Source organism: Seramator thermalis (assembly GCF_004138125.1).
Taxonomy (GTDB): domain Bacteria; phylum Bacteroidota; class Bacteroidia; order Bacteroidales; family Dysgonomonadaceae; genus Seramator; species Seramator thermalis.
Map to the genome: position 1 here is coordinate 86,225 of NZ_RXHS01000009.1, position 26,477 is coordinate 112,701.

The 26,477-nt window shown below is 41.9% G+C and carries 23 protein-coding genes and 1 tRNA gene; 12 read left to right on the forward strand and 12 right to left on the reverse strand.

Translation table 11 applies throughout. The features are described from left to right. Positions 1 to 81 precede the first annotated feature (81 nt). Complete coding sequence (ileS, locus tag EJN84_RS08225) at positions 82 to 3,498, reverse strand: isoleucine--tRNA ligase (protein WP_129594972.1); 3,417 nt, start codon at positions 3,496 to 3,498, stop codon at positions 82 to 84. A gap of 191 nt (positions 3,499 to 3,689) precedes the next feature. On the opposite strand from ileS, the gene EJN84_RS08230 reads away from it, so the two are divergent. Then, positions 3,690 to 4,484 carry an endonuclease/exonuclease/phosphatase family protein gene (locus EJN84_RS08230; protein WP_129594973.1) on the forward strand — a complete coding sequence of 265 codons (795 nt, stop codon included), beginning with the start codon at positions 3,690 to 3,692 and terminating at the stop codon, positions 4,482 to 4,484. Position 4,485: 1 nt separating this feature from the next. After that, entirely contained in the window at positions 4,486 to 5,331 is an 846-nt protein-coding gene (locus tag EJN84_RS08235; RefSeq protein ID WP_129594974.1) for an endonuclease/exonuclease/phosphatase family protein, read from the forward strand. 94 nt (positions 5,332 to 5,425) lie between these two features. On the opposite strand, the gene EJN84_RS08240 is transcribed toward EJN84_RS08235, so the two are convergent. Together EJN84_RS08240 and EJN84_RS12250 are read right to left on the reverse strand one after the other, a co-directional pair. Further along, positions 5,426 to 6,619, reverse strand: a complete 1,194-nt coding sequence (locus EJN84_RS08240) for a pyridoxal phosphate-dependent aminotransferase (protein WP_129594975.1) — start codon at positions 6,617 to 6,619, stop codon at positions 5,426 to 5,428. Between the two features lie 246 nt (positions 6,620 to 6,865). Then, a complete protein-coding gene (locus EJN84_RS12250) occupies positions 6,866 to 7,006 on the reverse strand; it encodes a hypothetical protein (RefSeq protein ID WP_165004191.1) in 141 nt (46 codons plus the stop codon). An 867-nt stretch (positions 7,007 to 7,873) separates the two neighbouring features. On the opposite strand from EJN84_RS12250, the gene EJN84_RS08245 reads away from it, so the two are divergent. From EJN84_RS08245 to EJN84_RS08265, 5 genes are all read left to right on the forward strand, one after another. Then, positions 7,874 to 9,142, forward strand: coding sequence for a site-specific integrase (locus tag EJN84_RS08245; RefSeq protein WP_129594976.1), 1,269 nt, complete (start codon positions 7,874 to 7,876; stop codon positions 9,140 to 9,142). Between the two features lie 10 nt (positions 9,143 to 9,152). After that, the gene (locus EJN84_RS08250) at positions 9,153 to 10,028 is read left to right on the forward strand and encodes a hypothetical protein (protein ID WP_129594977.1); all 876 of its coding nucleotides are present in this window, start codon (positions 9,153 to 9,155) and stop codon (positions 10,026 to 10,028) included. Between the two features lie 289 nt (positions 10,029 to 10,317). Then, a complete protein-coding gene (locus tag EJN84_RS08255) occupies positions 10,318 to 10,617 on the forward strand; it encodes a DUF3853 family protein (protein ID WP_129594978.1) in 300 nt (99 codons plus the stop codon). A gap of 4 nt (positions 10,618 to 10,621) precedes the next feature. Further along, positions 10,622 to 11,044: a hypothetical protein gene (locus tag EJN84_RS08260; protein ID WP_129594979.1), complete on the forward strand. Its 423-nt coding sequence runs from the start codon at positions 10,622 to 10,624 to the stop codon at positions 11,042 to 11,044. Then, entirely contained in the window at positions 11,034 to 12,197 is a 1,164-nt protein-coding gene (locus tag EJN84_RS08265) for an AAA family ATPase (protein WP_129594980.1), read from the forward strand. The genes EJN84_RS08260 and EJN84_RS08265 overlap by 11 nt, the downstream gene beginning before the upstream one ends. Before the next feature lie 44 nt (positions 12,198 to 12,241). On the opposite strand, the gene EJN84_RS12255 is transcribed toward EJN84_RS08265, so the two are convergent. Further along, a complete protein-coding gene (locus EJN84_RS12255) occupies positions 12,242 to 12,382 on the reverse strand; it encodes a hypothetical protein (protein ID WP_165004194.1) in 141 nt (46 codons plus the stop codon). 134 nt (positions 12,383 to 12,516) lie between these two features. On the opposite strand from EJN84_RS12255, the gene EJN84_RS08270 reads away from it, so the two are divergent. Genes EJN84_RS08270 through EJN84_RS08285 form a run of 4 tightly spaced genes read left to right on the forward strand, consistent with a single transcriptional unit; the run spans position 12,517 to position 14,975 of the window. Further along, positions 12,517 to 13,806, forward strand: coding sequence for a DUF6965 family protein (locus tag EJN84_RS08270; protein WP_129594981.1), 1,290 nt, complete (start codon positions 12,517 to 12,519; stop codon positions 13,804 to 13,806). 54 nt (positions 13,807 to 13,860) lie between these two features. Then, positions 13,861 to 14,121: a hypothetical protein gene (locus EJN84_RS08275; RefSeq protein WP_129594982.1), complete on the forward strand. Its 261-nt coding sequence runs from the start codon at positions 13,861 to 13,863 to the stop codon at positions 14,119 to 14,121. Further along, on the forward strand, positions 14,114 to 14,437 hold the full coding sequence (locus EJN84_RS08280; protein ID WP_129594983.1) for a hypothetical protein: 324 nt from the start codon (positions 14,114 to 14,116) through the stop codon (positions 14,435 to 14,437). The genes EJN84_RS08275 and EJN84_RS08280 overlap by 8 nt, the downstream gene beginning before the upstream one ends. Positions 14,438 to 14,483: 46 nt before the next feature. After that, positions 14,484 to 14,975 carry a hypothetical protein gene (locus EJN84_RS08285; RefSeq protein WP_129594984.1) on the forward strand — a complete coding sequence of 164 codons (492 nt, stop codon included), beginning with the start codon at positions 14,484 to 14,486 and terminating at the stop codon, positions 14,973 to 14,975. Between the two features lie 217 nt (positions 14,976 to 15,192). Here the strand turns inward: EJN84_RS08285 and EJN84_RS08290 are convergent. Next, a tRNA-Ser gene (locus EJN84_RS08290) sits at positions 15,193 to 15,279 on the reverse strand. 117 nt (positions 15,280 to 15,396) lie between these two features. Here EJN84_RS08290 and mltG point away from each other — a divergent pair. Then, complete coding sequence (gene mltG, locus EJN84_RS08295; protein WP_129594985.1) at positions 15,397 to 16,440, forward strand: endolytic transglycosylase MltG; 1,044 nt, start codon at positions 15,397 to 15,399, stop codon at positions 16,438 to 16,440. Between the two features lie 96 nt (positions 16,441 to 16,536). Here mltG and EJN84_RS08300 read toward each other — a convergent pair whose 3' ends face one another. From EJN84_RS08300 to nifJ, 7 genes are all read right to left on the reverse strand, one after another. Next, positions 16,537 to 17,853 (reverse strand): UDP-glucose dehydrogenase family protein, encoded by a 1,317-nt coding sequence (locus EJN84_RS08300; RefSeq protein ID WP_101487108.1) that lies wholly within the window; start codon positions 17,851 to 17,853, stop codon positions 16,537 to 16,539. Beyond that, the gene (locus EJN84_RS08305) at positions 17,850 to 19,079 is read right to left on the reverse strand and encodes an FtsX-like permease family protein (protein WP_129594986.1); all 1,230 of its coding nucleotides are present in this window, start codon (positions 19,077 to 19,079) and stop codon (positions 17,850 to 17,852) included. Before EJN84_RS08305 ends, EJN84_RS08300 begins: the two co-directional genes overlap by 4 nt. Before the next feature lie 13 nt (positions 19,080 to 19,092). Beyond that, positions 19,093 to 19,431 carry a 30S ribosome-binding factor RbfA gene (gene rbfA / locus EJN84_RS08310; RefSeq protein ID WP_129594987.1) on the reverse strand — a complete coding sequence of 113 codons (339 nt, stop codon included), beginning with the start codon at positions 19,429 to 19,431 and terminating at the stop codon, positions 19,093 to 19,095. 13 nt (positions 19,432 to 19,444) lie between these two features. Continuing rightward, positions 19,445 to 20,080 carry an O-methyltransferase gene (locus EJN84_RS08315; protein WP_101487105.1) on the reverse strand — a complete coding sequence of 212 codons (636 nt, stop codon included), beginning with the start codon at positions 20,078 to 20,080 and terminating at the stop codon, positions 19,445 to 19,447. A 9-nt stretch (positions 20,081 to 20,089) separates the two neighbouring features. Then, complete coding sequence (pyk, locus tag EJN84_RS08320; protein ID WP_165004200.1) at positions 20,090 to 21,565, reverse strand: pyruvate kinase; 1,476 nt, start codon at positions 21,563 to 21,565, stop codon at positions 20,090 to 20,092. Positions 21,566 to 21,589: 24 nt separating this feature from the next. After that, positions 21,590 to 22,045 carry a type II 3-dehydroquinate dehydratase gene (gene aroQ / locus EJN84_RS08325; RefSeq protein ID WP_129594989.1) on the reverse strand — a complete coding sequence of 152 codons (456 nt, stop codon included), beginning with the start codon at positions 22,043 to 22,045 and terminating at the stop codon, positions 21,590 to 21,592. A 221-nt stretch (positions 22,046 to 22,266) separates the two neighbouring features. Then, positions 22,267 to 25,848, reverse strand: coding sequence for a pyruvate:ferredoxin (flavodoxin) oxidoreductase (gene nifJ, locus EJN84_RS08330; protein WP_129594990.1), 3,582 nt, complete (start codon positions 25,846 to 25,848; stop codon positions 22,267 to 22,269). Positions 25,849 to 26,477 lie beyond the last annotated feature (629 nt).

Consider the following 26,477-nt stretch of genomic DNA (forward strand, 5'->3'; position numbering starts at 1 on the left):
AATCGTTTTTCAATATTAAATTATTGGCTTTAAACGCACACTTATTATTTTTTGTTCAAATATACGAAAAAGCGCAATTTCTCAATTATTTTTTTTGATGCTTATCGTTAATGGTTTATCGTCAATTTCAATTTCATCTTCAAATTTTTCTTTCGAAATCACGAGGTTGTCGCCCAAAACCTGCTGTTTGATATAATCGGCATATTCGCGAATAGCATCGTCAAATGCCGGATCGGATGAAATTTGAATAGAGATGCGATCGGTAATCTCAAAATTTTTCGCCTTGCGAAGGTTTTGAATACGATTTACCAATTCGCGAGCTATTCCTTCCTTGCGCAAATCGTCGGTTACCGTGATGTCGAGCGCAATCGTCAAGCGGCCTTCGTTGCCAACAAGCCATCCCGGAATATCTTCCGAAATAATTTCCACGTCATCAAGCGTAATCGTGGCTTCAACACCCTCAATCGATAAGGTATAACGGCCATTTTTCTCCAGTGAATTTATTTCGTCCTGCGTCATCGACTGAATTTTCGGAGCTAATTGTTTCATTATTTTGCCATAACGAGGCCCGAGTTTTTTGAAATCGGGCTTCACCCGTTTCACAAGCATGGCATTTGCCGAATCCACAAATTCGATCGACTTCACGTTTACCTCACTCAGGATGAGACCACTCACTGCTTCGATATTGGCTTTTTGAGTCTCGTCCGTTACCGGAATCATAATTTTCGAAAGTGGCTGACGCACTTTCAGATTTACCTTCCTCCGCAAGGCGAGAACAATGGACGATGCCGTTTGTGCCAAATACATTCTGTCTTCCAATGTTTTATCAATCAGCGATGCATCGGCCTTGGGAAAATCGGCCAAATGCACCGATTCGAATTTTTCGTCATTCACTGCAGCAGTGAGGTCAAGATAAAGTTTATCGGCATAAAAAGGCGAAATAGGCGCCATGAGTTTGGCCACAGTAACCAAACAAGTGTACAACGTCTGATAGGCCGAAAGCTTATCCTCGGTCATTTCTCCTCCCCAGAAACGTTTCCTGTTGAGGCGAACATACCAGTTGCTCAAATTGTCGTTCACAAAATCCGAAATGGCTCGTCCGGCTTTTGTCGGTTCGTAGCTATCGAAATCGGTATCCACTTCTTCAATAAGCGAATTCAATAACGAAATGATCCAACGATCGATTTCAGGACGCTTTTCGATAGCTATTTGAGGATATTGATTGTAAAAATCGTCAACATTGGCATAAAGCGCAAAAAACGAATATGTATTATATAGCGTTCCGAAAAATTTTCTTCTTACTTCCTCCACGCCGTCGATATCGAACTTCAGATTGTCCCAAGGCGAAGCATTGGTTATCATGTACCAACGCAAAGGATCGGAACCGTATTTTTCGATTGTTTCAAATGGATCGACGGCATTTCCCAAACGCTTTGACATCTTGTTGCCGTTTTTATCCAAAACCAATCCATTGGAAACCACATTTTTAAATGCTACACTATCTTTAACCAGCGTGCTGATGGCATGTAGCGTGAAAAACCATCCACGCGTTTGATCGACACCTTCGGCAATGAAATCGGCCGGATAAATTTTACTGAATTCTTCTTCGGAAATATGCGGATAAAACACTTGAGCAAAGGGCATAGAACCACTGTCGAACCAAACATCGAGCAAATCTGTCTCGCGATGCATAGGCTTTCCGCTTTCCGAAACCAGCACGATGTTATCCACATAAGGACGATGCAAATCGATTTTTTCGTAATGCAACGGCTGATAGTCTTCCGGTTTGAAATCTTTCCACGGCAATTCGTTCATCACGCCCGCATCCAAAGCTTTCTGCATCTCATCGCATAACTCCTTTACCGATCCAATGCATTTTTCTTCCTGTCCGTCTTCGGTGCGCCAAATCGGAAGAGGCGTTCCCCAATAACGGCTGCGGCTCAAATTCCAGTCCTGAAGGTTTTCGAGCCATTTCCCGAAACGTCCCGTTCCTGTGGATTGAGGCTTCCAATTAATCGTATTGTTGAGCTCGATAAGTCTTTCCTTGCGGGCAGTAGTGCGAATAAACCAGCTGTCGAGCGGATAATAAAGAACGGGTTTGTCTGTTCGCCAACAATGCGGGTAACTGTGGACGTGTTTTTCGATGCGAAATGCTCGATTTTGTTGCTTGAGATCCACACACAAATCGATATCTAGGGTGCTATCCTCAGCCGTAAGCGTTTCGTCGTAATCGTTTTTCACATATCGGCTGGCATAGCGACTGTATAACTCTACATTTACGTTTTCCTTAACGAAATCGGGATCGAGATCCTCGATACGGAAATATTTTCCGGTCAAATCTACCATCGGACGAAGTGCTCCGTTCCTGTCGCGAAGCATAAGACCGGGGACATCATTCTCCTTGCCTACTTTGGCATCGTCGGCTCCAAAAGTCGGTGCGATATGCACGATTCCTGTTCCATCTTCGGTAGACACAAAATCGCCTGTAACTACCTTCAACGCATTTCCTGACGTTTTTACCCAGGGGAAAAGTTGTTCATATTCCAATCCGGCAAGTTCCTTTCCTTTCCATCTTTTTTCGAGAACGCGAAACGGAATATTTTTGTCGCCTTCTTTGTAATCTTCCAATTTCAAATTGGCGTTTTTGTCGGGAAAATACGATTTAATCAAACTTTCGGCCAATATAGCGGTCATCGGTTTGCCGGTATAGGGATTATATGTCTGAACAGCAGCATATTCAATATCAGGCCCTACGGCCAAAAGCACATTGGACGGCAACGTCCAGGGGGTAGTCGTCCAGGCCAGGAAAAACGGTTCACCAAATTCGCTCCATTCCGGAAGCGGATTTTTTATTTTAAACTGCGCCGTACACGTAGTGTCTTTCACATCGCGATAACATCCGGGCTGATTGAGTTCGTGCGTACTCAACCCTGTACCTGCTGCAGGAGAATAAGGCTGAATGGTATAGCCTTTATAAAGCAATCCTTTGCCGTACAAATCCTTGATCAAATACCAAAGCGTTTCGATATATCGATTGTCGTAAGTAATGTAAGGATCGGTCATATCCACCCAATAACCCATTTCTTTGGTGAGTGTTTCCCATTCCTTGGTGTATTTCATCACCTCTTTGCGACAAGCAGCATTGTATTCTTCCACCGAAATTTTCTTGCCGATGTCTTCTTTGGTAATTCCAAGAGATTTTTCCACACCGAGTTCCACAGGAAGGCCGTGTGTATCCCACCCTGCTTTACGATTGACAAGAAAACCCTTCATCGTTTTGTATCGGCAGAAAATATCCTTTATCGAACGAGCGATAACGTGATGAATGCCGGGCATTCCGTTAGCCGACGGCGGTCCTTCGTAAAAAATGAACCGTGGGTGGCCTTCGCGCGTTTCCAGACTTTTCCGAAAGATATCCTTATCTTCCCATTCTTTCAGCATCTCTTTGTTGACTGCCGATAAATCCAGATGATCGTATTCCGGGAATTTCTTATCCATTTTCGAACTAAATTTTTCCTTTTAAAAATCAGGTTGCAAAGGTAGCAATAAATTGAAAAACAACAATCGAAAAAATGCAAATCGCCCTTTTGTAAAGCAGCCGGTAAATAAAGGCGAATGCGTTGACGTTTTATCCCTTTCGAGACGCATTCCGACCGCAAAAAATGTGCTATCTTTGAAAAATTTTATACATGAAACGTTTTTTACTCTATAGCTGTCTGTTCCTCCTGATTGGTTTTGGAAGCTGTGCTATCACGAAACGGCAGCAAAATAACGGCATAAATGAGATAAAAATTCTTACCTATAACATTCGTAATGCAAGGGGGATGGACGAAAAAACCGATTATAACCGAATTGCCGGAATCATCCGATCGATTCATCCCGATTGCGCGGCGCTGCAAGAACTTGACAGTGCAACGGCACGAAGCAATGGCGAAGTGATTCTCGACGAGTTGGCAAAGCGCACAGGGATGTACGCCTCCTACAGCAAATCTATCGATTATCAGGGCGGAGGTTATGGGATAGGAATTCTGACGAAAGAAAAGCCGCTTCACAAAGAAGTCATTCCGCTGCCCGGTCGTGAGGAATCGAGGAGTTTCCTTATCGTGGAAATGCCCAACTATGTGATTGGCTGCACACATTGGTCGCTTACCTACGAGGACAGAATGGCTTCGGCGGACCGAATAAATGCGGCTGTAGGGAAATATTTGCACAAACCGGTATTTTTGGCAGGCGATTTCAATTCGGATGCGACTTCCGAAGAAATAAATTTGTTGTCAAAAAATTGGATGATGTTGAATGATCCGTCAAAAGCGACTTTCCCCTCAGATCGCCCGGTGAAATGTATCGATTACATTTGGGCAAAGAAAAATCCGTTTTTTTCTTTCAAAATTTCAATTACCAAAGTCGAAAACGAACCTGTCGCTTCCGATCATTTGCCGGTTTGGACAATGGTCAACTATTCAAAAATCAAAAATAACCCATAAAATGAAAAAATTAGTTCTAATTTTAGCGTGTATTGCAATGTCGATGTCCGGCATTTTTGCACAAAACACATGTAAGATGAATGTGGCCACATTTAATCTGCGTCTGGACACGCCAAGCGACAGCCTCAATTCCTGGTCGCATCGAAAGGAGATGGTCAAATCGCTCATTCGATTCCACGATTTTGATATTTTTGGAACGCAGGAAGGCTTTAAGCACCAGCTCGACGGAATACTCGAACTTGGAAACTATGCCTACACGGGCGCCGGCCGCGACGACGGAAAAGACGCCGGCGAACATTCGGCTGTTTTCTACAAAGTCAACCGTTTCGAACTGCTCGATTCGGGCAATTTTTGGTATTCCGAAACACCCGCTGTTCCCTCGAAAGGTTGGGATGCAACTTGCTGCAACCGCATTTGTTCGTGGGGAAAATTCCGTGAAAAGAAATCGGGTCGCGAATTTTATTTTTTCAACTCCCATTTCGATCACCAAGGCAAAGTGGCACGACACAATTCGTCTTTGCTTCTATTAGCTAAAATCAAAGAAATTGCAGGTAACTTGCCAGTCTTCTGCACGGGCGATTTCAATGCCACTCCCGACGACGATCCCATTCAAGTCATTTACAAAGACGGTAAATTAAGGGATTCCTATCAAATCGCAAAAGAGCCGCCATACGGAACTTTAGGCACTTTCAATAATTTTGATTTGCATTCGCCCTGCAGCGAACGCATTGACTACATATGGGTTACCGATGGCATTGTCGTCAAAAAATATGGAGTTCTCAACGAACAACAATATGGACGGTTTCCCTCCGACCACTTTCCGGTGATGGTAAAAGTGTCGTTCTGAAAGTTTGCAAACATCCACGAAAAAAAAACCGCTAAGGAAATTTCCCCGGCGGTTTTTTTCGATATAACTTTTTTCTTTTCTATATATTTTCTACTTACGACAATTTAGCCAAAGCCTCTTTGATCCGGGCAACGGCTTTCGTAATGTTTTCGTCGGAAGTAGCATACGATAGACGAATGCATTTGGGAGCTCCAAAAGCAGCACCGCCTACGCAGGCCACATGACCTTCTTCGAGCAGATACATGGCCAAATCGGGTGAATCGTTGATTACTCGACCATTATACGATTTCCCGAAATAATAGTCACATTCCGGAAATACATAAAATGCTCCCATCGGATTATTAACCTTCAGTCCCGGAATTTCGCTCAACAAACCCACAATCAAATTTTTTCTTCTTTCGAAAGCTAAGCGCATGGTTTCCACGCAAGACTGGTCACCCGTGTAGGCAGCCAATGCAGCTTTCTGTGAAATAGACGAAGGGGACGATGTGTTTTGTCCCTGCAATGTGCTGCACGCATCAGCAATCCACTTGGGTGCAGCTATCCACCCCAAACGCCAACCGGTCATGGCGTAACCTTTCGAAACGCCATTGACGATGATCACGCGATCGCGAATTTCAGCGAACTGCGAAATACTTTCGTGTTTTCCTACATAATTGATATGTTCGTAAATTTCGTCAGCGATAACAAAAACATTCGGATATTTGACCAGCACATCAGCCAATTCTTTCAGTTCTGCTTTCGAATAAACACTTCCCGTGGGATTCGATGGAGAGCAAAGTATCAGGGCTTTGGTTTTTGGCGTAATCGCCTCTTCCAATTGTTGCCCCGTAATCTTAAAATCTTGTTCTATGCCGGCTTCCACGAAAACCGACTTGCCTTCGGCTAACTTCACCATTTCGGGATAGCTGACCCAATAGGGTGCCGGGATGATCACCTCTTCGTCCTTATCCACAAGCGCAAGAATCAAATTGTAGATGGAATGTTTTGCACCATTCGAACAAACGATCTGATCGGGTTTATAATCCAAACCGTTTTCCTTTTTCAGCTTCTCGCAGATTGCTTTTCGTAAGTCCAAAAAGCCGGAAACCGGTGCATAGAACGAAAAGTTATCGTCGATTGCCTTTTTGGCAGCTTCCTTGATGTGATCGGGAGTAAAAAAATCGGGTTCTCCCACGCTCAGATTTATAACATCGATACCCCGAACCTTGAGTTCATTGCTTTTTTGCGACATTGCCAGCGTCTCGGATGGCGAAAGGGCTGCCAATCTTGCCGATAAAGGATTCATATTGTTTGTTTTTTTATTTTGAAAATTGAAGAAATTATCGACCACAAAAATAATAAAAAAGCTTCTGGATTGAAAATTTGCTATCAAAAAAAGTATTTTCTTTACTTTTTGTCATTTAAAAACTAAAAAAGCTGCCTAACGGCAGCCTTTGAATTTATTGTTAATTTAAATTGAATTTCGAAACAAAGCTTCTGCAACCATCCTAAAAAACGATTACTCAGCTTCAACATCATAAGTGTGGCTTGCTCAATGTTGCAAGCACGATTTCAGCTCTCTAAGTCTGTTGATTTTGTACATACGATGTACCACAGACCCGTTGAAAATATTCCGTTCCAGATACTTGATCTGCGACAGAATTTCTTCTTTTGTCAGGTTTTTGATATCCATAATTATTCCTTTCTTTGTTTATGATTATCGGCAACCTCGCTTTAAGAAGCCATTACAATATGTTTTGATAACCTAAAAAATGATTCTTAATAACTCACTTGCCATTAAAATCACAACAAAGATACAACAAAAAATATGCCGTACAACATATTTTTGATAGATTTTTTCGAAACAAAATAGACAAAACCTATTTCTTCAGAAACCTTGAACACATTTATCCGGGATTATCCGCGTCAGTCAAAGAGAAACCAAACAGAATTAAAATTAGTAACTCGTCATTCGCAATTTGAAATTCCCTTCCGAATTCATCATTGTTCGAATGATACTATGGTCGTATTTGCGTCGTACTTCGCTCTTGTTGACCTTGCACAAATTCCAAAAAAGGAATTTTTCGACGTAAATATTGATAAACAATATGTTAAGACTTTCAACCACCTCAACTCCGAATCTGACAAATTTCAGTAATCGACGATGAGCCGTTTCCATTCTATAGAGACCAATGTTGATGCCATAACACATATTTTTGCCGGTGATTCGAAGAATGCTATCTTGTTTACTCAGACCGGTAAAGGGCTATAGACCTGTCTATGTTTGATGAAGAAAAAGTAGGAATTTTTACGAAATTAAGGTTATTCCACTACGAATGTGGGCACTTGATGTGATAGATTTCACAACGAATTGATTCTAATATCATTGCGGAAGCTGGGGTACTACCCGCACAATTTATCGGAATTTGATTCAATAAAACCAATAATCTGTTTATGTGTATATTATAATACTTTTAATTCGATAAAGTTTAGCGTAATATGTTTTGATATATCATTTATTGTAGGTAAATTTGTAGGTAAATAATAAATACCTACTGTAATGGCAACAAATTTTTACCTCGACACACGATCAAACAAAAAAGGAGATCACCCGATAAATGTTTCGATCGTGATCAAAGGAGAAAGACTGTTAACGACGACGGGATACAGCATTTCGCCCGACAAATGGAATAGGGAACGCCAAAGAGTAAATCAAGGGTTTTCCAATGCAAACGGGATTACCTACAATGTGATCAATAACAAGTTATCTGAAATTGAGAGTTATTTTTCTAAACTTGAAAATCAAATCGAGATTTCAGACACGACCAATTTTAATTTAAAAGATGAGTTTGCCGAGAAATTCCGTACCAATAAGACTAAAAAGAAAGCTGAAACCATCTTTGATCATATGGATGAGTTTATAAGTGAAGTAGGTAAGCTTAACGACTGGACTGTTTCAACCGTTGAAAAATTCAATGCTTTAAAGAACCATTTGAGAACATTTAACCCTGCCTTGAAATACGAAAATCTTAATGAGAGCGGTTTAATTTCATTCATGGACTATCTCAAAAATGTACCATTAACTGGGGATGTACAGGGAATGAGAAACAGCACAATCAAAAACCGAATAAGTTTTCTGAAATGGTTTTTGAGGTGGGCGACAAAGAAGGGTTATAACAATGAAGCGGCTTTTCTGTCATTCAACCCAAAGATAAAAACGATCAAATCGACAGACAAAGAAATTGTTTTCCTTGACTGGGAGGAATTGATCCGTGTTTATAATTTTGAGTTTCCAGACAACAAAAAATATCTCACAAGGGTAAGAGATGTGTTTTGTTTCAGTTGCTTTACAGGACTTCGCTATTCGGATACGGCGAACTTGAAACGTTCTAATATTCATGAGACCTATATTTCGTTAACCTCAATCAAGGATTCGGACAATCTGAAAATTGAGTTGAACAAGTATTCCGCAGCGATACTGGACAAATACAAAGATGAACAATTTCCTTATGACAGAGCTTTGCCGGTAATAAGCAACCAGCGATCAAACGAATATTTGAAAGAGATGGCCAAGCTTTGCGGAATTGATACACCCGTTACGGAGGTATATTATAAAGGAAATGAACGGATCGAGGAAGTTAGACCAAAGTACGAAATGATATGCACGCATACAGCCCGCAGAACGTTCATCAGTAACGCGTTGATGAAAGGTATCCCCGTTAACGTAGTGATGAAATGGACGGGGCACAGCGATTATAATGCCATGAAACCGTATATCGCTATAGCGGACACGGCAAAGAAAAACGAGATGGATAAATTTAACTTATAAATTATGCACAATGGAAACAAATAAAGTTTTTGAGCTGGTTGAATTTTTTTACAACAAAAAAACTGAATTGGCAAATCATTACGACGTGGTAAATAAATGTGTATCGTTGAGAAATGAAGCCTATAATTTAAAACCAAAAAGTCCGCTATATGATGATACAGCCTACAAAAACAAAATAAATGAGTTACAAAAGTATATAGGAGGTAGCCACATCAATGATTATATAGATAGCATTCACGGCAAAATAACCGAATTTGGTTTTGTCACACAATGCGGAACATACAAAAATCAAATTCAGGATGTTATCGATGGATGGCTGAAGGATATAACAGACAGGAAAGAAGCAATAGATCAATTAATCGAATGTAAACGACAATTCAATGAATTAAAGTCGGAGGAAGAATTAAAATCGGAGGAAGTGAAGTCGGAGGAAGTGAAGTCGGAGGAAGTGAAGTCGGAGGAAGTGAAGGAAGTGAAGGAAGTGAAGAAAGTGAAGAAAGTTTGGTTTGTCCTTATGTGGATCGATGCGATTTTATTTGATGATCTGGAATACATACTAAAGGAAACATTCGATAAATATCTGGAGAAAAAGTACAAGGACTTGTCGGCTGATTTAGAGCCGTTTTTAGAGCGCTTTGATGCTGATGTGATAGAAAGCATCATTGATTACAAACGATTGCCTGATGGAGCTGAGAAACCTATCTGGAATAAACAGGCGGATGCACACGTATTTAGACGCAAACTGAAAATTAAGGCAACGGATATGGATAAAATGTTTCTTTACAAAAACAGTAAGGATAAAATAACAGAAAAATTAAGATACAATACGGACACAAACAATGATAACAGCAAATTGGCAAAGATTTTAGCAAAACATTATTTTTAAACTGTCCAACCAAAATGAATAATATTAAATAAGGTGCTGAAATATGCACCTTTTTTTTATTTCTAAAATCGACCACCTTAACGACATATTTCGACCATGATAACCAATGATAACCGAAAAATCGACCAACCTCATCGACCTTAACTAATTAATTATTAGTATATTATTGTACATCAAGGTAACATTCATTCGTAAATTTGTATCGTGTAAAACGAATAGAAAGTGCGAACTATTCGGAGGTACGCAAGCGAGGCACAAGCTGGAGTACTCACACTAAAATTCAAACATTATGGATTTTTCTAAAACAAACACAATGGTTTTGATAAGTGAAACCGATTTTGAGAAAGCGATCTATTCCGCAGTGGAAAAAGCACTTGGAAACAGAAAAGTTGCGACAAAAGATCACCCACGTTACGTCAAAGGATTGAAAGGTATCCGAGAGCTTTTTGGCGTCTCACATGCAACCGCTCAACGATACAAGGATACGATCCTCAAAGACGCCGTTTCGCAACAAGGACGTGTCATTATCGTAGACGTGGAAAAAGCACTCGAATTATTCAACGAAAATAAACAGAATAGGGAGGCGTAAAATCATGACACAAAACGAACAACGCCCCCGTCGGCAGGGACCGACGAAGGGCGATAATATCATCAACGTTGGAGGCGTGATTGGACAGGACAAAGATACTCAAAATCTTTGTAATGAGAAACATAAATCCGAAAAAAAAGAAAGTAGTTTTTTGAAGCGAACACTGATCGTGTATAGACAATTAAGGAAAAGCGGGGCAGGGACAGTAAACATGGTGGATGTTGAACTGAAATTCAAAGGTTACGATTTTGATACCCAACAAGTCAGGCAGTCTCTCTGGTATCTGGTAAAAAACGATTACATTCGCTATTGGGGGCGGGACAGATGCTCGCTTACAGGTCATATTGCCGATTGGTTTGAAATGCCATGCAACCCCAAGAAAGTATTTACTATAAAAAGGGCAAAGGGGCAAAGCTATGGAAAATAACGACAGAAATTTTTTAGCCGATTTCAAGGTGCATACGGCGCAGCTGGAACAAGGGTTAAAGGAGCAACCGATCGTCGAACCAGCGCCACCATATACAGCCACAGGCGGTGCGGTAACGCAGTTGTCCGATTGGCAGGTGCAGGAAATAGTCCGATCATCAAAAATGGATCTGGCGGTCGATACGGAGAGGCCTCCTTATTGTCTCTTTATCGATGATGCACCAGTTTTGGGACTCGGGGACATTTCGACGATCATAGGCAAGGCGAAATCAAGGAAAACATTTGCATCCGGGCTTATCCTGGCGGCGATGGCAGGAAATACGTCAGTTAACGAAAGAATTCGCGGAGAGCTGCCGTTTGATAAACAGGACGTGCTACTGGTTGACACCGAACAAAGCGAATTTTACGCCAAAACGAGTGCCAGGCGTGTTTTCGGGATTTTGAATAAGGACTATATGAGCGATGATTTGCCAAACTTCCATGCACACACGTTGAGGCCATATTCGCCACCCGAGAGGTTGCAGGTCATCGAGAACCTTATATATAGTATGCCAAATCTCGGATTTGTAGTGATAGACGGAATACGTGACCTGATTACATCTATCAACGACGAGGAACAAGCCACAATGATAACAAGCAAACTACTCAAATGGAGCACGGAGCGGATGATCCACATTTGTTGTGTGCTGCATATGAACAAGGCTGATAACAACGCTCGAGGACACGTGGGAACGGAATTGATGAATAAATCACTGGCCGTTTTGGGCGTGAATAAGATTGATAATAATGAGGAATACTCCGAGATCATTCCAATAGCCACCCGAGACAAAGAACCGGCATCAATCGTATTTGGCGTTGAAGACGGTTTGCCATACATTTTGTCGGAGGAAGATGCGGATGCGTTGAGGAAAACACCCGACAAAAAGAAAGTTGTTCGACCAACCGACTGGACTGATGAGGAACACACCGGCATACTTGGGCGGATGTTCGAGAAAGAGCCTCAAATGAAATATGGGGATTTTGTTTTTGCGGTACAAAATGCATACGGGAATATAGGAATAGCAAAAGCCAAGCAATTTATTTCGCATTTCAAAAATAAAGAGCTTATCAAGTGGGAGGAGAAGGGGAGACAAACCATTTACACGATAATTTAGTATGAGTTTATCAATGGATTTATCAATGAGTTTAATTTTATGGTTTAACCGATTCGGTATGGGTCGCCCTTTATATATAAGGGCGTACCCAAACTCGAACCATATCCATTGGTATGGGTTTGGGCAATATGGTATGGGCATACCCAAACCAAATCAAACGTTGTCTGCAAAACACTTACAGCCATATTTGCAAAATGTTTATAGGACAACCCGAACCGAATATTTTCGTGATTTTTTACCCCTGATATGGTATGGGCATACCCGAACCAAATCAAAGCCTTTGTAGGAGCGGAGTTTAACTTTTGATAAGAAGTAAAAAATGAATAAAACGTACAAACAGCCCTATTTGCAGCCGTACACCGGGAGAGACAGTCGGAAAACGTGCCCAAAATGTAAAAGGGGTCATTCATTCACGTTATACCTCGATGGTGAAACGGGACAACCTATTCATCCTACAGTGGGAATATGTAACCACACCAATTCATGTGGTTACCACTACACACCAAAACAATACTACATTGATAACCCTCACAAGCGGGATTTCAAGGGCTATAGCCCAATGCCGATGGCAACCATAGTGCAGGCACAACCGATGGTGACGGCACAACCTCAACCGATGGGATTGATACCTATTGAGTACGTGAATAGATCAATAGGTAAAGAAAGCGATTTCGTGCAATTTCTGGAAAACATGTTTAATAACATACCGATCGATGAGGTATGCAACAATTATAAGCTGGGAGCAACCAGGAATAGGAACGTGATCTTTTGGCAGATTGATATACATGGGAACGTTCGTACAGGCAAGATCATGCGATACGACCCGACCACTGGGAAGCGTGTACACGATGAAAGCGGTGCTATCGATTGGGTTCATAACAAGCTGAAACGTACAGGCACGTTGCCCGACGATTTTAATTTGGTACAATGTTACTTTGGTGAACATTTACTATCTGCGAACCCACATAAAACGGTAGCGATCGTTGAGTCAGAAAAAACGGCGATCATTGCAAGCCTATTTATGCCGGAGTATGTTTGGCTTGCCGCAGGTAACCTCAACGGTTTAACCGTTGAGAAGTCAAAAGTGCTAAGGGGGCGATCCGTGATCCTATTCCCGGATCTAAGCAAAGAGCTGCCCACCCGCCCAACGGCGTTTGAGTTATGGCGAAAGAGAGCCGCCGAGATACGGCAGGCGTATGGTTGTAAGGTATATGTGTCCGATTACCTGGAAAAAATAGCGACCGATGAGGAAAAGGAAAACGGGTTTGACATTGCGGATTATTTCTTAAAACTTGAATTGCGATCACTCCGAAGTAGGAAAGTCAATAAGGATTTGGATGTTTCGGACAAATCGGAAACATCGGAAACATCGGAAACATCGGAAGTGGATGCGATACAGGTCGAAACGGATGAGCTGGAGCGGTGGTTTAGCGGCGTGCAGTTGCCCGATCATCCGGTGGACATAGCAGCCGATTACTGCATTTGCGAGCCGGATAGATTTGTGAGAGGATCGATCCGAGCGATACGAAGCGGGGAATGGGATACAGAAAAACATCTTTCATTATTAAGGGGTTTAAAAGAGGTTATAGAATTAAAACATTATCTTTGAAACCGATTAACAATCGGGAAAAAACGGAAACATTAACAATAAAATTAATTAAAGATGGAAGGGATAGAAAGAACAAAAAAACTTAAGGAGCTGCAAAAGCAGATTGCGAAAAGTAAGAATAAGAATAAGCATTACATTCGCCGATGGAGTATCAGAGACGGAAGGCCGTTTCTCGAAGAGGAGCATGAAGTTGATCTTGATTTAACAACTATAAACTTTACAGGTTGTCTTACAAAAGAGGATTCTGAAATTTACAAACAGTTTGATCTTGATCAGCTGGCAGCCGAGCAAAGAAAGGAGGTGAAAAATGGATGACAATAATAAGGACGCTCAAGGTCGATTTGTCGTCGGCAACCAGGCGAGCAAAGGCAGGGGCAGGCCTGCCGGCAGTAAGAACAAAAGCAGCGAGAGGATCAGGCAGTTTTTCAGTGATTTCATAGAGCGCAATATGGTCGAGCTAAACGATTCGTTTTCGGAGTTGAAGCCACGCGAGAAATTCAGCGTACTGTTGGAGATGGCCAAGTACATTCTGCCGACCATGCGGGCACAGGGCGACTTGATAGACGAGCTTTCAGATGAAATGTTTGACGAAGTGGTGGAACGGATCAAACAGGATTTCGAACTGAATTGAAATTGAGATTAACAATTAACTAAAAACAAACTTTAAATATTGCAATATGAAGAAGATATTATTACTATTGACTATCATTTTGAGCGGATGCGGAAGTGGTATGAGTGTTTTAAAAGAACGTGGTTTCACAAATGAGCAAATTAATGCTATCCCAAAAGGTGCTACGCAACTTATCGTTGAAAAGAAAGTATCAAAAGATGCCCTTTTTGACGAAATGGTAAGAGTATTAATTGATCGTGGATACAGGATTGAAAAAGAAAGTAAAGATCAAGGCTATATAACAACGGAGGGAAAGTGTTGTTTGCAATTATCAACTTCTTACAGAGCAAATATTGTGTTCAGTGAAAATAATGGAGTTTCACGGGCAGTAATTAAATCTGAATGGACTGCTAACACGGGAATAGCCATGTATGGAGTGGTCGCCATGCCTGATTGGTATGAAACAAAATGGGATGGTGGTCAAAGAACATCAATAGCATTTGCTGAATCAATAGCTATTGCCAATGCAATTGAAAATGCAGAAATTTCTTACAAATAATTATAAGTAAAACACAAAACCTCTCGTAATCGTTGTCAGTCAAAAAATAACAGAAAGACAATAATTTGACAAATCAACTTTAAAATAAGATTTTTATTAAGGGGAATAGGCAGCGATGTTTATTCCTTTTTTTGATGTTATTACATAAAAAAGTGCATATATTTTTAGGTAAATATGTAGGTAAACATTATAACTAATTGATAGTTAGCATCATTTGCGGAAGCTGGGGGATTCGAACCCCCGGTACGGTTACCCGTACGGCAGTTTAGCAAACTGCTGGTTTCAGCCACTCACCCAAACTTCCTGATGCAATCGAATTGGCTGCAAAGATAATGGTTTGTTTTCAACTTGTCAAAGGAAACAGGATATTTTCAAGGAATATTTCTACATTTGTGCCGTTTTTTCGATAAAAGAAAAGTAAATGAGCAAGAGACAAAACAGGAACAGCCATAAAATCGCAATTTGGATCGTGTCCATATTGTTTACGATGAGCATTGCAGCCATCATATATTTGAGAAACGGGATATTTAAACCATTTCAATTAGAGGAACCCGCGTATATATACATTGATAACGAAAAAAATTTCGAAGATGTAATAAAACAACTTCAAGAAAAAGCAGGACTTCCTTCCGAAAAATTGTTTCGCCTCATTGCTGAAAGAATGAATTATATCGACAACATAAAAACGGGTCGTTACGCTGTGAAAGACGGCATGACAATGCCTGAACTGATACGAACACTTCGCTCGGGTAATCAAACTCCCGTGAACCTCACATTCAACAATATACGAACCAAAGAAGCGCTCGCGGGACGTATTTCACAACAATTGATGCTCGACAGTATTACATTAATTGATGCCCTCAACGATTCAGCTACGGTTAGTGCATTGGGTTTTGACACGCACACCATACCTGCCATGTTCATTCCAAACACCTATCAAGTATATTGGGACACCGGTGTATCGAATTTTCTATCGCGAATGAAACGGGAATATAACGTTTTTTGGAATGACAATCGCAAAGCAATGGCCGAAAAAGCAGGGCTGTCGCCCATCCAAATCTCGATCCTTGCCTCTATTGTGGAAGAAGAAGCCACCTATGTAGAGGAGTATTCCACCATTGCCGGATTATATTTAAATCGGTTGCGAAAAGGGATGAAGCTCGAAGCCGACCCAACTATAAAATTTGCTATAGGCGATTTTAGCTTGCAAAGAATACTTTTCGAACATCTTACGGTAGATTCACCCTATAATACATACAAACATACAGGGCTACCACCGGGCCCGATTCGCATCCCTTCGATAAAGGCAATCGACTCCACGCTCAATCCCACGAAACACAATTATCTGTATATGTGCGCAAAAGAAGATTTATCGGGTAAACACAATTTTGCCGAAAATTTTGCACAGCACGCCATCAATGCTGCGCGTTACCGAAATGCCTTAAACAAAAAAGGCATTTATTGACATTTCAAAGTAAGAAACAAATCCGGCAGAAATCGCCGAAAGCTGCACGTGAAACCGGCGCATGAGAATATATAAAAAAATCTTTGCAACATCTTATTATTGTCCAATGCCACGATATTCAAAACCATAAGATGACAGCTCATTCCTGTTGTAAATATTTCGACCGTCCACGACAAGAGAGCCTCTCATAATTTTTTTGAGGATACTCCAATTCGGAAGACGAAATTCTTTCCATTCTGTTGGAACGATCAGTGCGTCGGCGTTATTAGCCGCATCATAAATGTCTGAGGCATAATAAATGCTGTCACCCAGATATTTTTTTGCCTCATCCATTGCCGCAGGATCGTAAGCATGAACTTCCACGCCCGCATCGAGCAAGCTTCGGATAAGCGTCAACGATGGAGCATCCCGCATATCGTCGGTTTCGGGTTTGAAAGACAAACCCCAGACCGCAACCAATTTGCCCCGAATATCACCATCGAAGTATTCCGAAAACTTTCGAAAAAGAATATTTTTTTGCGTATTATTCACAGCCTCAACCGCCTTCAACAATTTCATTTCATAACCCACATCCTCACCAATTTTGATAATCGCTCTGATGTCTTTTGGAAAACAACTTCCGCCGTAACCACAACCGGCATACAAAAAGCTTTTCCCTATGCGTGAGTCGCTACCCATGCCACGACGCACCATATTGACGTCGGCACCTACACGTTCACACAAATTCGCAATATCGTTCATAAAACTAATGCGAGTTGCCAGCATGGCATTCGAGGCATATTTAGTCATTTCCGACGAAAGGATATCCATAAAGATGACACGGAAATTATTCAATACAAACGGTCGGTACAATCGCGTCATCAATTCTTTAGCCTTCTCGGTTTCAACACCTACCACAACACGATCAGGACTCATAAAGTCATCAATTGCAGCACCTTCCTTCAAAAATTCGGGATTCGAAGCAATATCAAAATCGAGATTATGCAGCCCTCTTTCGTCAAGACGCTGTCTTATGAGCGCCTTCACTTTATGAGTAGTGCCAACAGGAACCGTGCTTTTGGTAACGATCAGAATATAATTGCTCAGATTGTCGGCAATGGTGTTAGCTACTTCAAAAACATATTTCAGATCGGCACTACCATTTTCGTCGGATGGCGTGCCTACCGCAATGAATACGATATCCATCGCGTTAAGAATCGAAGGCAAATCGGTAGTAAAATGCAAACGTTCAGCCTCGATATTTCGCAACACAATGGGTTTCAAGCCGGGCTCGTAAATAGGAATAATGCCTTGTTTCAATCGTTCGATTTTTTTTTCGTCGATATCCACACAAGTAACATTTACACCCATTTCGGCAAAACAAGCTCCCGAAACCAAACCGACATAACCTGTTCCGACAATTGCTACATTCATAATGAATCAGTATTTAGACGTTTATTTAAATTTCGAACCGGATAAAGCACCGTCAACATAGCGATGATGCTGACAACTACAAAAACGATGATTACATCCGAAAATAATACCCTGACAGGATAGGCATCGATGATATACGCGCCGGGTGTGTCGCTAAGACGTAGCCACCCAAAATGTTGCTGCAACAAGCATAAAATCAAACCGACAACTATTCCGCCAATAATTCCGATAAAGGCAATAAGCCAGCCTTCGTATAAAAAAATGCGGGAAATTAAGCTGTTGGAAGCACCAAGATGCTGCAAACTCCGAATATCGGACTCTTTTTCGACGATGAGCATGGACAAAGAACCAACAACATTGAAAACAGCAATCAGCAAAACGAAAGCAAGTATCAGAAATGTCACCCACTTTTCTATCTGCAACATATTGTAAGATTCTTTTTGCTGCTCGAAACGATCTTCAACCAAATAACGATCGCCAATAATGCGTTCAATTCTGGATTTTATCTCCTTTGCAGAAACATCGGGTTTCAATCGGATTTCGAGCGAGGAAACTTCGTTATCATACCGAAAAAGCTCTCTCGACAATTCTATCGGAACAATCACCATCTGATCGTCATATTCCGGTTGATTGAGACTGAAAACTCCTCCGATAAGAGCATGACCTTGAGTGAAAGCGGTAATGGGATTAGCCAAATTTACCTGCACATCACGTTTTGGTGCAAAAAATTCGATACTCCCCAAATATCCGGCCCGAACTCCTAATGCAACTGCCAAACCGGCGCCGATAGTAACATAATCAAGAGAATCCTCCCGAAGAAGAAACGATCCGTCGATCACGAGTTTATCCATATCAGCCAGATATTTAAAATCTTGTGAAACGCCCTTCACCACGGCAGGAACCTGACGATCCTCATATTTGACCAGAGCATTATCTTCGAGCGTTTCCGATATTAAATCAACACCTACAGAAAGTGCACTATCAAATCGAGGCGTATGATAATCGAAAACCTTACCTTGTTTAACCGTAATCTTAAGATCGGGATCGAATGCACCGAACATGCCTTCCACCAATCCACCAAATCCGTTGTAAACTGAAAGGACACACACCATTGCCATCGTAGCAACAGCTATTCCGACCACCGAAATAGCCGAAATAACATTTACTGCATTGTGCGATTTTTTGGAAAACAGATATCGTCGCGCTATGAAATACGAAAGGTTCAATTTTCGGTTGAAATTAATCGTTCTTTAATAATCGATCAATATTTTCGATATAATCGAGCGAGTCGTCAAGATGAAACCGCAAATCGGGAATAATTCGCAGTTGTTTTGCAATCCGTTTACCCAAATCGTAGCGGATGGACTTCACGTTATCGTTAATGTTTTTCAACAGATCGGCTGCTTCTTCGGACGGGAAAATGCTCAGATAAGCATGAGCCAGACTAAGATCAGGCGTAACACGCACACCCGTAACCGAAACAATCACACCATGTGTCTTTTTTGTTTCGAGCAGAAAGAGCTCACTTAACTCTTTCTGAATAAGTCTATTAATTTTTTGTTGTCGATTCGAATCCATAGTATATTTCCCCTTATTTTTTTTGAATCAGTGTCAAGCCATCACGCACAGGCAAAATAACCTTCTCAACGCGCTTATCGTTGACCAGCGATTCGTTAAATTCCATAATTCCTTTTGTTTGCCAATCATTTCCGGCCACTTTTTGGAGCAATTTTCCGTTCCACAAAGTATTGTCGGCTAATATAAAACCGCCTTGACGAATTTTAGGGAGAACCTGTTCAAAATAGGCATTGTACTGTCGTTTATCACCATCAATGAATGCCATATCGAAAAAATCGTCGTCAAATGCAGGAATTATTTGCAAGGCATCACCAAAAATCAAACGAATTTTGTTTTGTTGCTCCGATCGATCGAAATACTTTCGGATAAAATCCTCCATTTCATCATCTTTTTCAATTGTGTAGAGCTCGGCGTCGTCATCCATACCTTCGGCAAGGCATATCGCCGAATAGCCCGTATAAGTTCCTATTTCGAGCACTCGACGAGGCCGAATCATCCGTGCGAACATTTTCAGCAATCGTCCCTGCAAATGACCCGAGACCATGCGACCGTGGAGCAAATTAGCTTGCGCATCGCGTGCCATGTCACTTAACAACGGTGGTTCACTGTCGATATGCGATAAAATATACTCTTCGATCGATTCGAACATCAAATTATTTTAAAGCGTATAATCCGGCAAATTATACTTTTCCTTTGCCTCCAGAATCTTCCACGCCTCGCTTATATCGAGATAAGTGGTACCTCCGGTTTCACCAAAACTCCCCCCTAAATAGGCAACCCGATCTTCGGGATTAATCATGCCGGCATCAATGAGCTGTTGAATAGCTTTCACGTAATATGCACGACGACTTTCATTGGTATTCTCCATGCCACGTCCCGGCTGATGTTCGGCCCACACTCCGTAAGACAGGGATAACTCTCTTGCGAGGCGATCGGTAGTGGTCATAGCATACACGGGACTTGGTCCGCGAAAGGCAGCCAACACACGTGCCGTGCGACCGGTATGACTATCGGTGATGATTGCTTTCGTATTGAGCCGTGTCTCCGATTTTACTGCCTGTTTTGCAAGAAAAACAGTTACCTCCTGCTCCTCATCCAAATCGTAGGGCACGCGAATGTCATTTTCGGCCAATTTGGTTTTCTCAGCCTCGAATGAAACCTTAGTCATGGTGCGGACAGCCTCTACGGGATATTTACCGAAAGCCGTTTCTCCACTCAACATCATAGCGTCGGTGCGATAGAAAATGGCATTGGCGATATCGGTAACTTCGGCGCGTGTAGGACGTGGGTTTTCAATCATCGATTGCAGCATCTGCGTGGCCACTATAACCGGTTTTTTGTGATGTATGGCTTTACGGATAAGAACTCGCTGAATACCCGGAATTTTTTCTTGAGGAACCTCGATACCTAAATCTCCACGCGCTACCATAATGCCATAAGCAACATCGAGAATTTCGTCGGCATTGTCTACGCCTTCCTGATTCTCGATTTTAGCAATAATCTTAATCGGACTGTTATATGAATCGAGAATCTGTTGAACCTCGAGCACATCTTCTTTGCTCCGCACAAAGGAATGAGCAATGAAATCGATGTCGTATTTAACGGCAAGAGCAATAAACTCGCGGTCGCGATCGGTGATTGTCGGCAAGTTGATGCGAACGCCGGGAATGTTGACACTCTTGCGGCTGCCGACAACTCCATCGTTTTGAACGCTGCATATCAGATGATCGGAAGCCGCTTCAATGACTTTCAATCCTATTTCGCCGTCATCAATCAGAATATCTTCGCCGACCTTTATGTCGTTGGCCAAATTACGATAAGACACATAGATGCATTCACGAGAAGAAATGCCGGCAGGATTTCCCTCTACACGGACAATATCACCTGTTTTCAGCTCATAAGGAGCCTCCGCTATGGTTGTACGAATCTCAGGTCCTTTGGTATCCAAAAGTAAGGCAATACGATTAGAAACCGCCCTGACGTTTTCAACTATTCTGATAAATCCTTCTTCATTGATATGCGCAGAATTCATGCGCACAACGTCCATTCCTTCGTCGAAAAGTTGTCGAATAAATGACGAATCGCATCGTTTATCGGAAATAGTGGCAATAATTTTTGTATGTTTATGCATAATAGTGTATAGAAAACATTATAAATTTTACGTATGAGAGAGGGTTGATTTATTTAATAAGACATCGGGAATGAGAAAAGATTGAATAGCCAATCGATACGAGTCGAATCCGAAACCTGCTACCACCCCTTTGCATACGGCCGAAAGCATAGAATGATGCCGGAACTCCTCGCGAGCATATACATTTGAGATATGCACTTCGACAACCGGCGTGGGAACAGCCTTGATGGCATCGCGAATAGCCACCGAGGTATGCGTATATCCGCCGGCATTCAAAACAATTCCATCGCAGCCAAACCCGGCTTCCTGAATTTTATCGATGATTTCCCCTTCACTATTCGACTGAAAATAAGAAATTTCGATATCCGAAAAAATTGCATTTAGTACGGTTAAATAATCGACAAACGAATTGTTGCCATATATTTCGGGTTCGCGCGTACCGAGCAAATTGAGATTAGGCCCATTAATGATTTGAATCTTCATCGTGTTCGCAATTTCATTACACAAAGATAACACTTTAATATCTAACCCGATTAAACACCGCTGCTATTTTTTAAAGTGTCATTGGCCAATTTAAAACGATCAGACATTATCCGTGGATAATTTTCGATTGCATCATTTCTTGCACCCGACAAACCTGTAACATAAAAAAGCGAATCTGTTTGATTCGCTTTTTTATCACATATATCCATGAAACAAATATCTTAATCCTGGTCAGCCGTGCTAATTACTTCAGCATTATCAATGGCGGGAGCCGAAAAATGGGCTTCTGCCATTCGCTTATAGGAACGATATCGCCATTGTGCATTCTCTTTTGCTGCTTTGTAGAGATCCGCAGCTTCTTTGGGGAAGGATTTTTCGAGAGATGTATATCGCACTTCGCCACGAAGGAAATCATCGAATTTGTTCCAATCCGGCTCCTTACTGTCGAGAATAAAAGGATTTTTACCCTCATCTTCCAATCGGGGATCGTAACGCCACAAATGCCAATATCCACATTCGACGGCTAATTTTTCTTCAGATTGAGCACTTCCCATCCCTTTTTTCAATCCATGACTGATACATGGAGAGTAAGCGATAATAAGCGATGGACCTTTATAGCTTTCAGCTTCTTTCAGAGCCTTGAGGAACTGGCTCTGACTGGCTCCCATAGACACTTGTGCGACATAAACATAACCATAGGTCGTGGCAATCATCCCCAAATCTTTCTTGCGAATGCGCTTACCTGCAGCCGCAAATTTGGCAACTGCTGCTATAGGCGTAGATTTAGAAGATTGCCCACCAGTATTGGAATACACTTCAGTATCAAGAACAAGCACATTGATATCCTGCCCCATTGCCAATACGTGATCAAGTCCTCCGAAACCGATATCGTATGCCCAACCATCACCGCCAAAAACCCAGATCGACTTTTTCACGAAATAACGTTCGAGTTTGAGCAATTCTTTGGCAGTCTCGCTCTGATTCTGTTTCAGCAAAGGAATTAATTTATCGGAAATTTCTTTTGATTTTTCGCCATCGTCCTTGTTGTCGATCCATTCGCCGAACAACAGCTTTTCTTCTTCCGAGAAATCATTGGAGGCAATGCCGGACTGCATGAGCGAATGGATGCGGTTTCGCATCGAACCATTAGCCAATACAAATCCGAAGCCAAATTCGGCATTGTCTTCGAAAAGAGAATTGGCCCAAGCAGGTCCGCGACCTTGATCATTCTTGGTGTATGGAGTAGCGGGAGCTGATGCTCCATAAATAGAAGAACACCCTGTGGCGTTGGCAATCATCATCCGATCGCCATAAAGCTGAGTAATGAGCTTAATGTAAGGAGTTTCGCCACAACCTGCACAAGCACCGGAAAATTCGAACAACGGTGTGGCAAACTGCGAATTTTTGACGTTAAGTTTTGTATCCACCAAATGAGCTTTGCTCGAAACATTTTTCACCATGAAATCCCAGTTTTTCTGGTTTTCGTACTGAGTTTGGATTGGAACCATTTCGAGAGCTTTCTTTCCTCTATTGCCGGGACAAACGTCGGCACAATTTCCACATCCCAAACAATCGAGCACATCCACCTGGATACGAAAAGCCATTCCGGAGAACTGACGGCCTTGTGCCTTAAGCATTACTACGTCTTCTCCGAGCTGTTGTTGTTCATTCTGATCGAGTACAAACGGTCGGATGGTAGCATGCGGACACACATAAGCACACTGATTGCATTGGATGCAATTTTCGGCATTCCAAAGGGGAACAGAGGTGGCAACTCCGCGTTTCTCATAAGCTGTAGTACCATTTTCCCAAGTGCCGTCTTCTCGTCCTGAAAATACAGAAACGGGAAGGTCATATCCGCGCTGAGCGTTCATCGGACGAACAACTTTTTGTATAAATTCGGGGGCATCATCGTTCTGTTCATCACCCACTACAATATCAGCCCATTCTTTCGGGATTTCGACCTCTTCGATTTCACCACCACGATCAACGGCAGCATAATTCATTCTGATCACATCTTCACCCTTCTTCCCGTAGGACTTCACGATGAATTTCTTCATCTGTTCTACTGCTAATTCATAAGGAATAACGTTAGAAATCTTGAAGAAAGCGGATTGCAAAATTGTATTGGTTCTTCCACCCAATCCAAGCTCCTCGGCAATGCTGGTAGCATTGATGATATAGAGTTTGATATTGTTTTGAGCGAAATATTTTTTCACTTTGTCGGGCAGATGATTCGGCACTTCTTCTTTCGGCCATAAAGAGTTGAGCAGGAATGTGCCATTCTTTTTCAAGCCTCTGGTAACGTCATATAAATAAAGATATGCCGGAACATGACATGCCACAAAATTGGGGGTATTCACCAAATAAGTTGATCGAATGGGTTTGTCGCCAAAACGAAGATGTGAGCAGGTGAATCCTCCTGATTTCTTGGAATCGTAAGCAAAATATGCTTGAACATATTTATTGGTATTATCTCCGATAATCTTGATCGAGTTTTTGTTAGCGCCAACCGTGCCATCCGATCCGAGTCCGTAAAATTTGGCTTCGTAAGTAGTTTCATCCATAGCCACCTCCTCTTTGACGGGAAGCGACTTAAAGGTTACATCATCTACGATACCGATCGTAAAATCGTTTTTGGGCATTTTCATTGTCAGATTTTCAAATACCGAAATGATTTGACTTGGCGTAGTATCTTTCGATGACAATCCGTAAACACCACCCACCACTACGGGGGCGTCGGGACGGCCGTAGTAACAATCTTTCACATCGAGATAAAGTGGCTGTCCGAGTGCGCCCGATTCTTTTGTACGATCGAGCACGGCGATTCGCTTCGCTGTTTTGGGAACTGCCGACAGAAATGCTTCAGCCTTGAAAGGACGATAGAGATGAACGGCTACCACGCCGACTTTTTCTCCTTTGGCACGCAAAAAATCGACCACTTCGCGAATTGTTTCGGTAACGGAGCCCATCGCAATAATCACCCGGTCGGCTTCGGGATCGCCGTAGTAATCGAACAATCCGTATTTGCGACCCGTAACCTCCGCCATTTTTTCGAGGTACTTTTCGACGATATCGGGCACTGCTTCGTAAAAAGGATTAGCAGCTTCCTTTGCCTGAAAATAAATATCATCGTTTTGAGCTGTTCCTCTGGTTACGGGCTTATCGGGGCCGAGTGCGCGATTACGAAAAGCGGCCAAGGCTTCCCGGTTTACAAGCGGGAGAATGTCTTCGTTGCTAAGGGCCTCAATCTTTTGAATTTCGTGCGAGGTGCGAAATCCATCAAAAAAGTGCACAAATGGAACTCGACTTTCGAGAGAAGCCAAATGAGCAACGGCAGCCAGATCCATCACCTCCTGCACCGAACCGGTGGCAAAGAGTGCAAAACCGGTAGGACGAACTGCCATCACATCCTGTTGGTCGCCAAAAATGGACAAGGCATGTGAAGCTATAGCTCGAGCTGAAACATGAAACACACACGGCAAAAGTTCACCGGCAATTTTATACATATTCGGCAACATGAGCAATAGCCCTTGTGAAGCAGTGAAGGTGGTGGTTAGTGCCCCAGCCTGCAAAGCACCGTGAACAGCTCCGGCTGCACCGGCTTCGGATTGCATTTCCTGAACCAGTACCGGTTGTCCAAAAAGATTTTTACGACCGGCGGCAGACCATTCGTCCACATATTCGGCCATAGTTGAGGATGGCGTGATGGGATAAATGGCGGCAACTTCACTAAACATATATGCAATATGAGCGGCAGCCTGATTCCCGTCACAGGTCAAGTAAGTTTTTTCTTTAGCCATAGGATTAGTATGAAATATTTAAATAGTTTCGGATTATTATTTTCCGTTTGAAATAAACCTCAAAATTAGCAACGAAATTACTATAAAATTGTGGATCAAGCAAAGAATATTATCTTTTTATAACTCTTAAGTCGAATTTTAGCGGAGATTTAAAGGTTTGTCGCCATGTTCAACGAACGGGGAAAACCGACTTTTTGTATGTTGAACTGCCCTATCGATTTTTTTTCTAAAATAATTAAGCAGCTCATTTCCTGTATTTTTACTGCAAATAGCATCCTCTTTCGGAAAAGCTTTTTGGTGCAGGTTGCTTTATTTTAGAGAATCGGGAAATGATCGAAAGTATGAATAAACTTCATTCGAACCAAGTACGACGGAAATACGACGGAAACATGGAACGAAGATTCACGAGACGATCGTCTGAAAAAGCACAGAAAATTTCTTCTGGAACCGATTCAACCACTATGCAAGTTTTTTTATTTGTTAACTTATCCATATCGAGTTAAACCGATAACCTTTCTCTCGAATTTGAAGGACAATCAACACAGTCACCGTGGCCGGAACGAATTTTCAGGAAATGTATAAAACTAAATTAAACAGTTTGATGACGAGTCAATACGAAATTACTATTG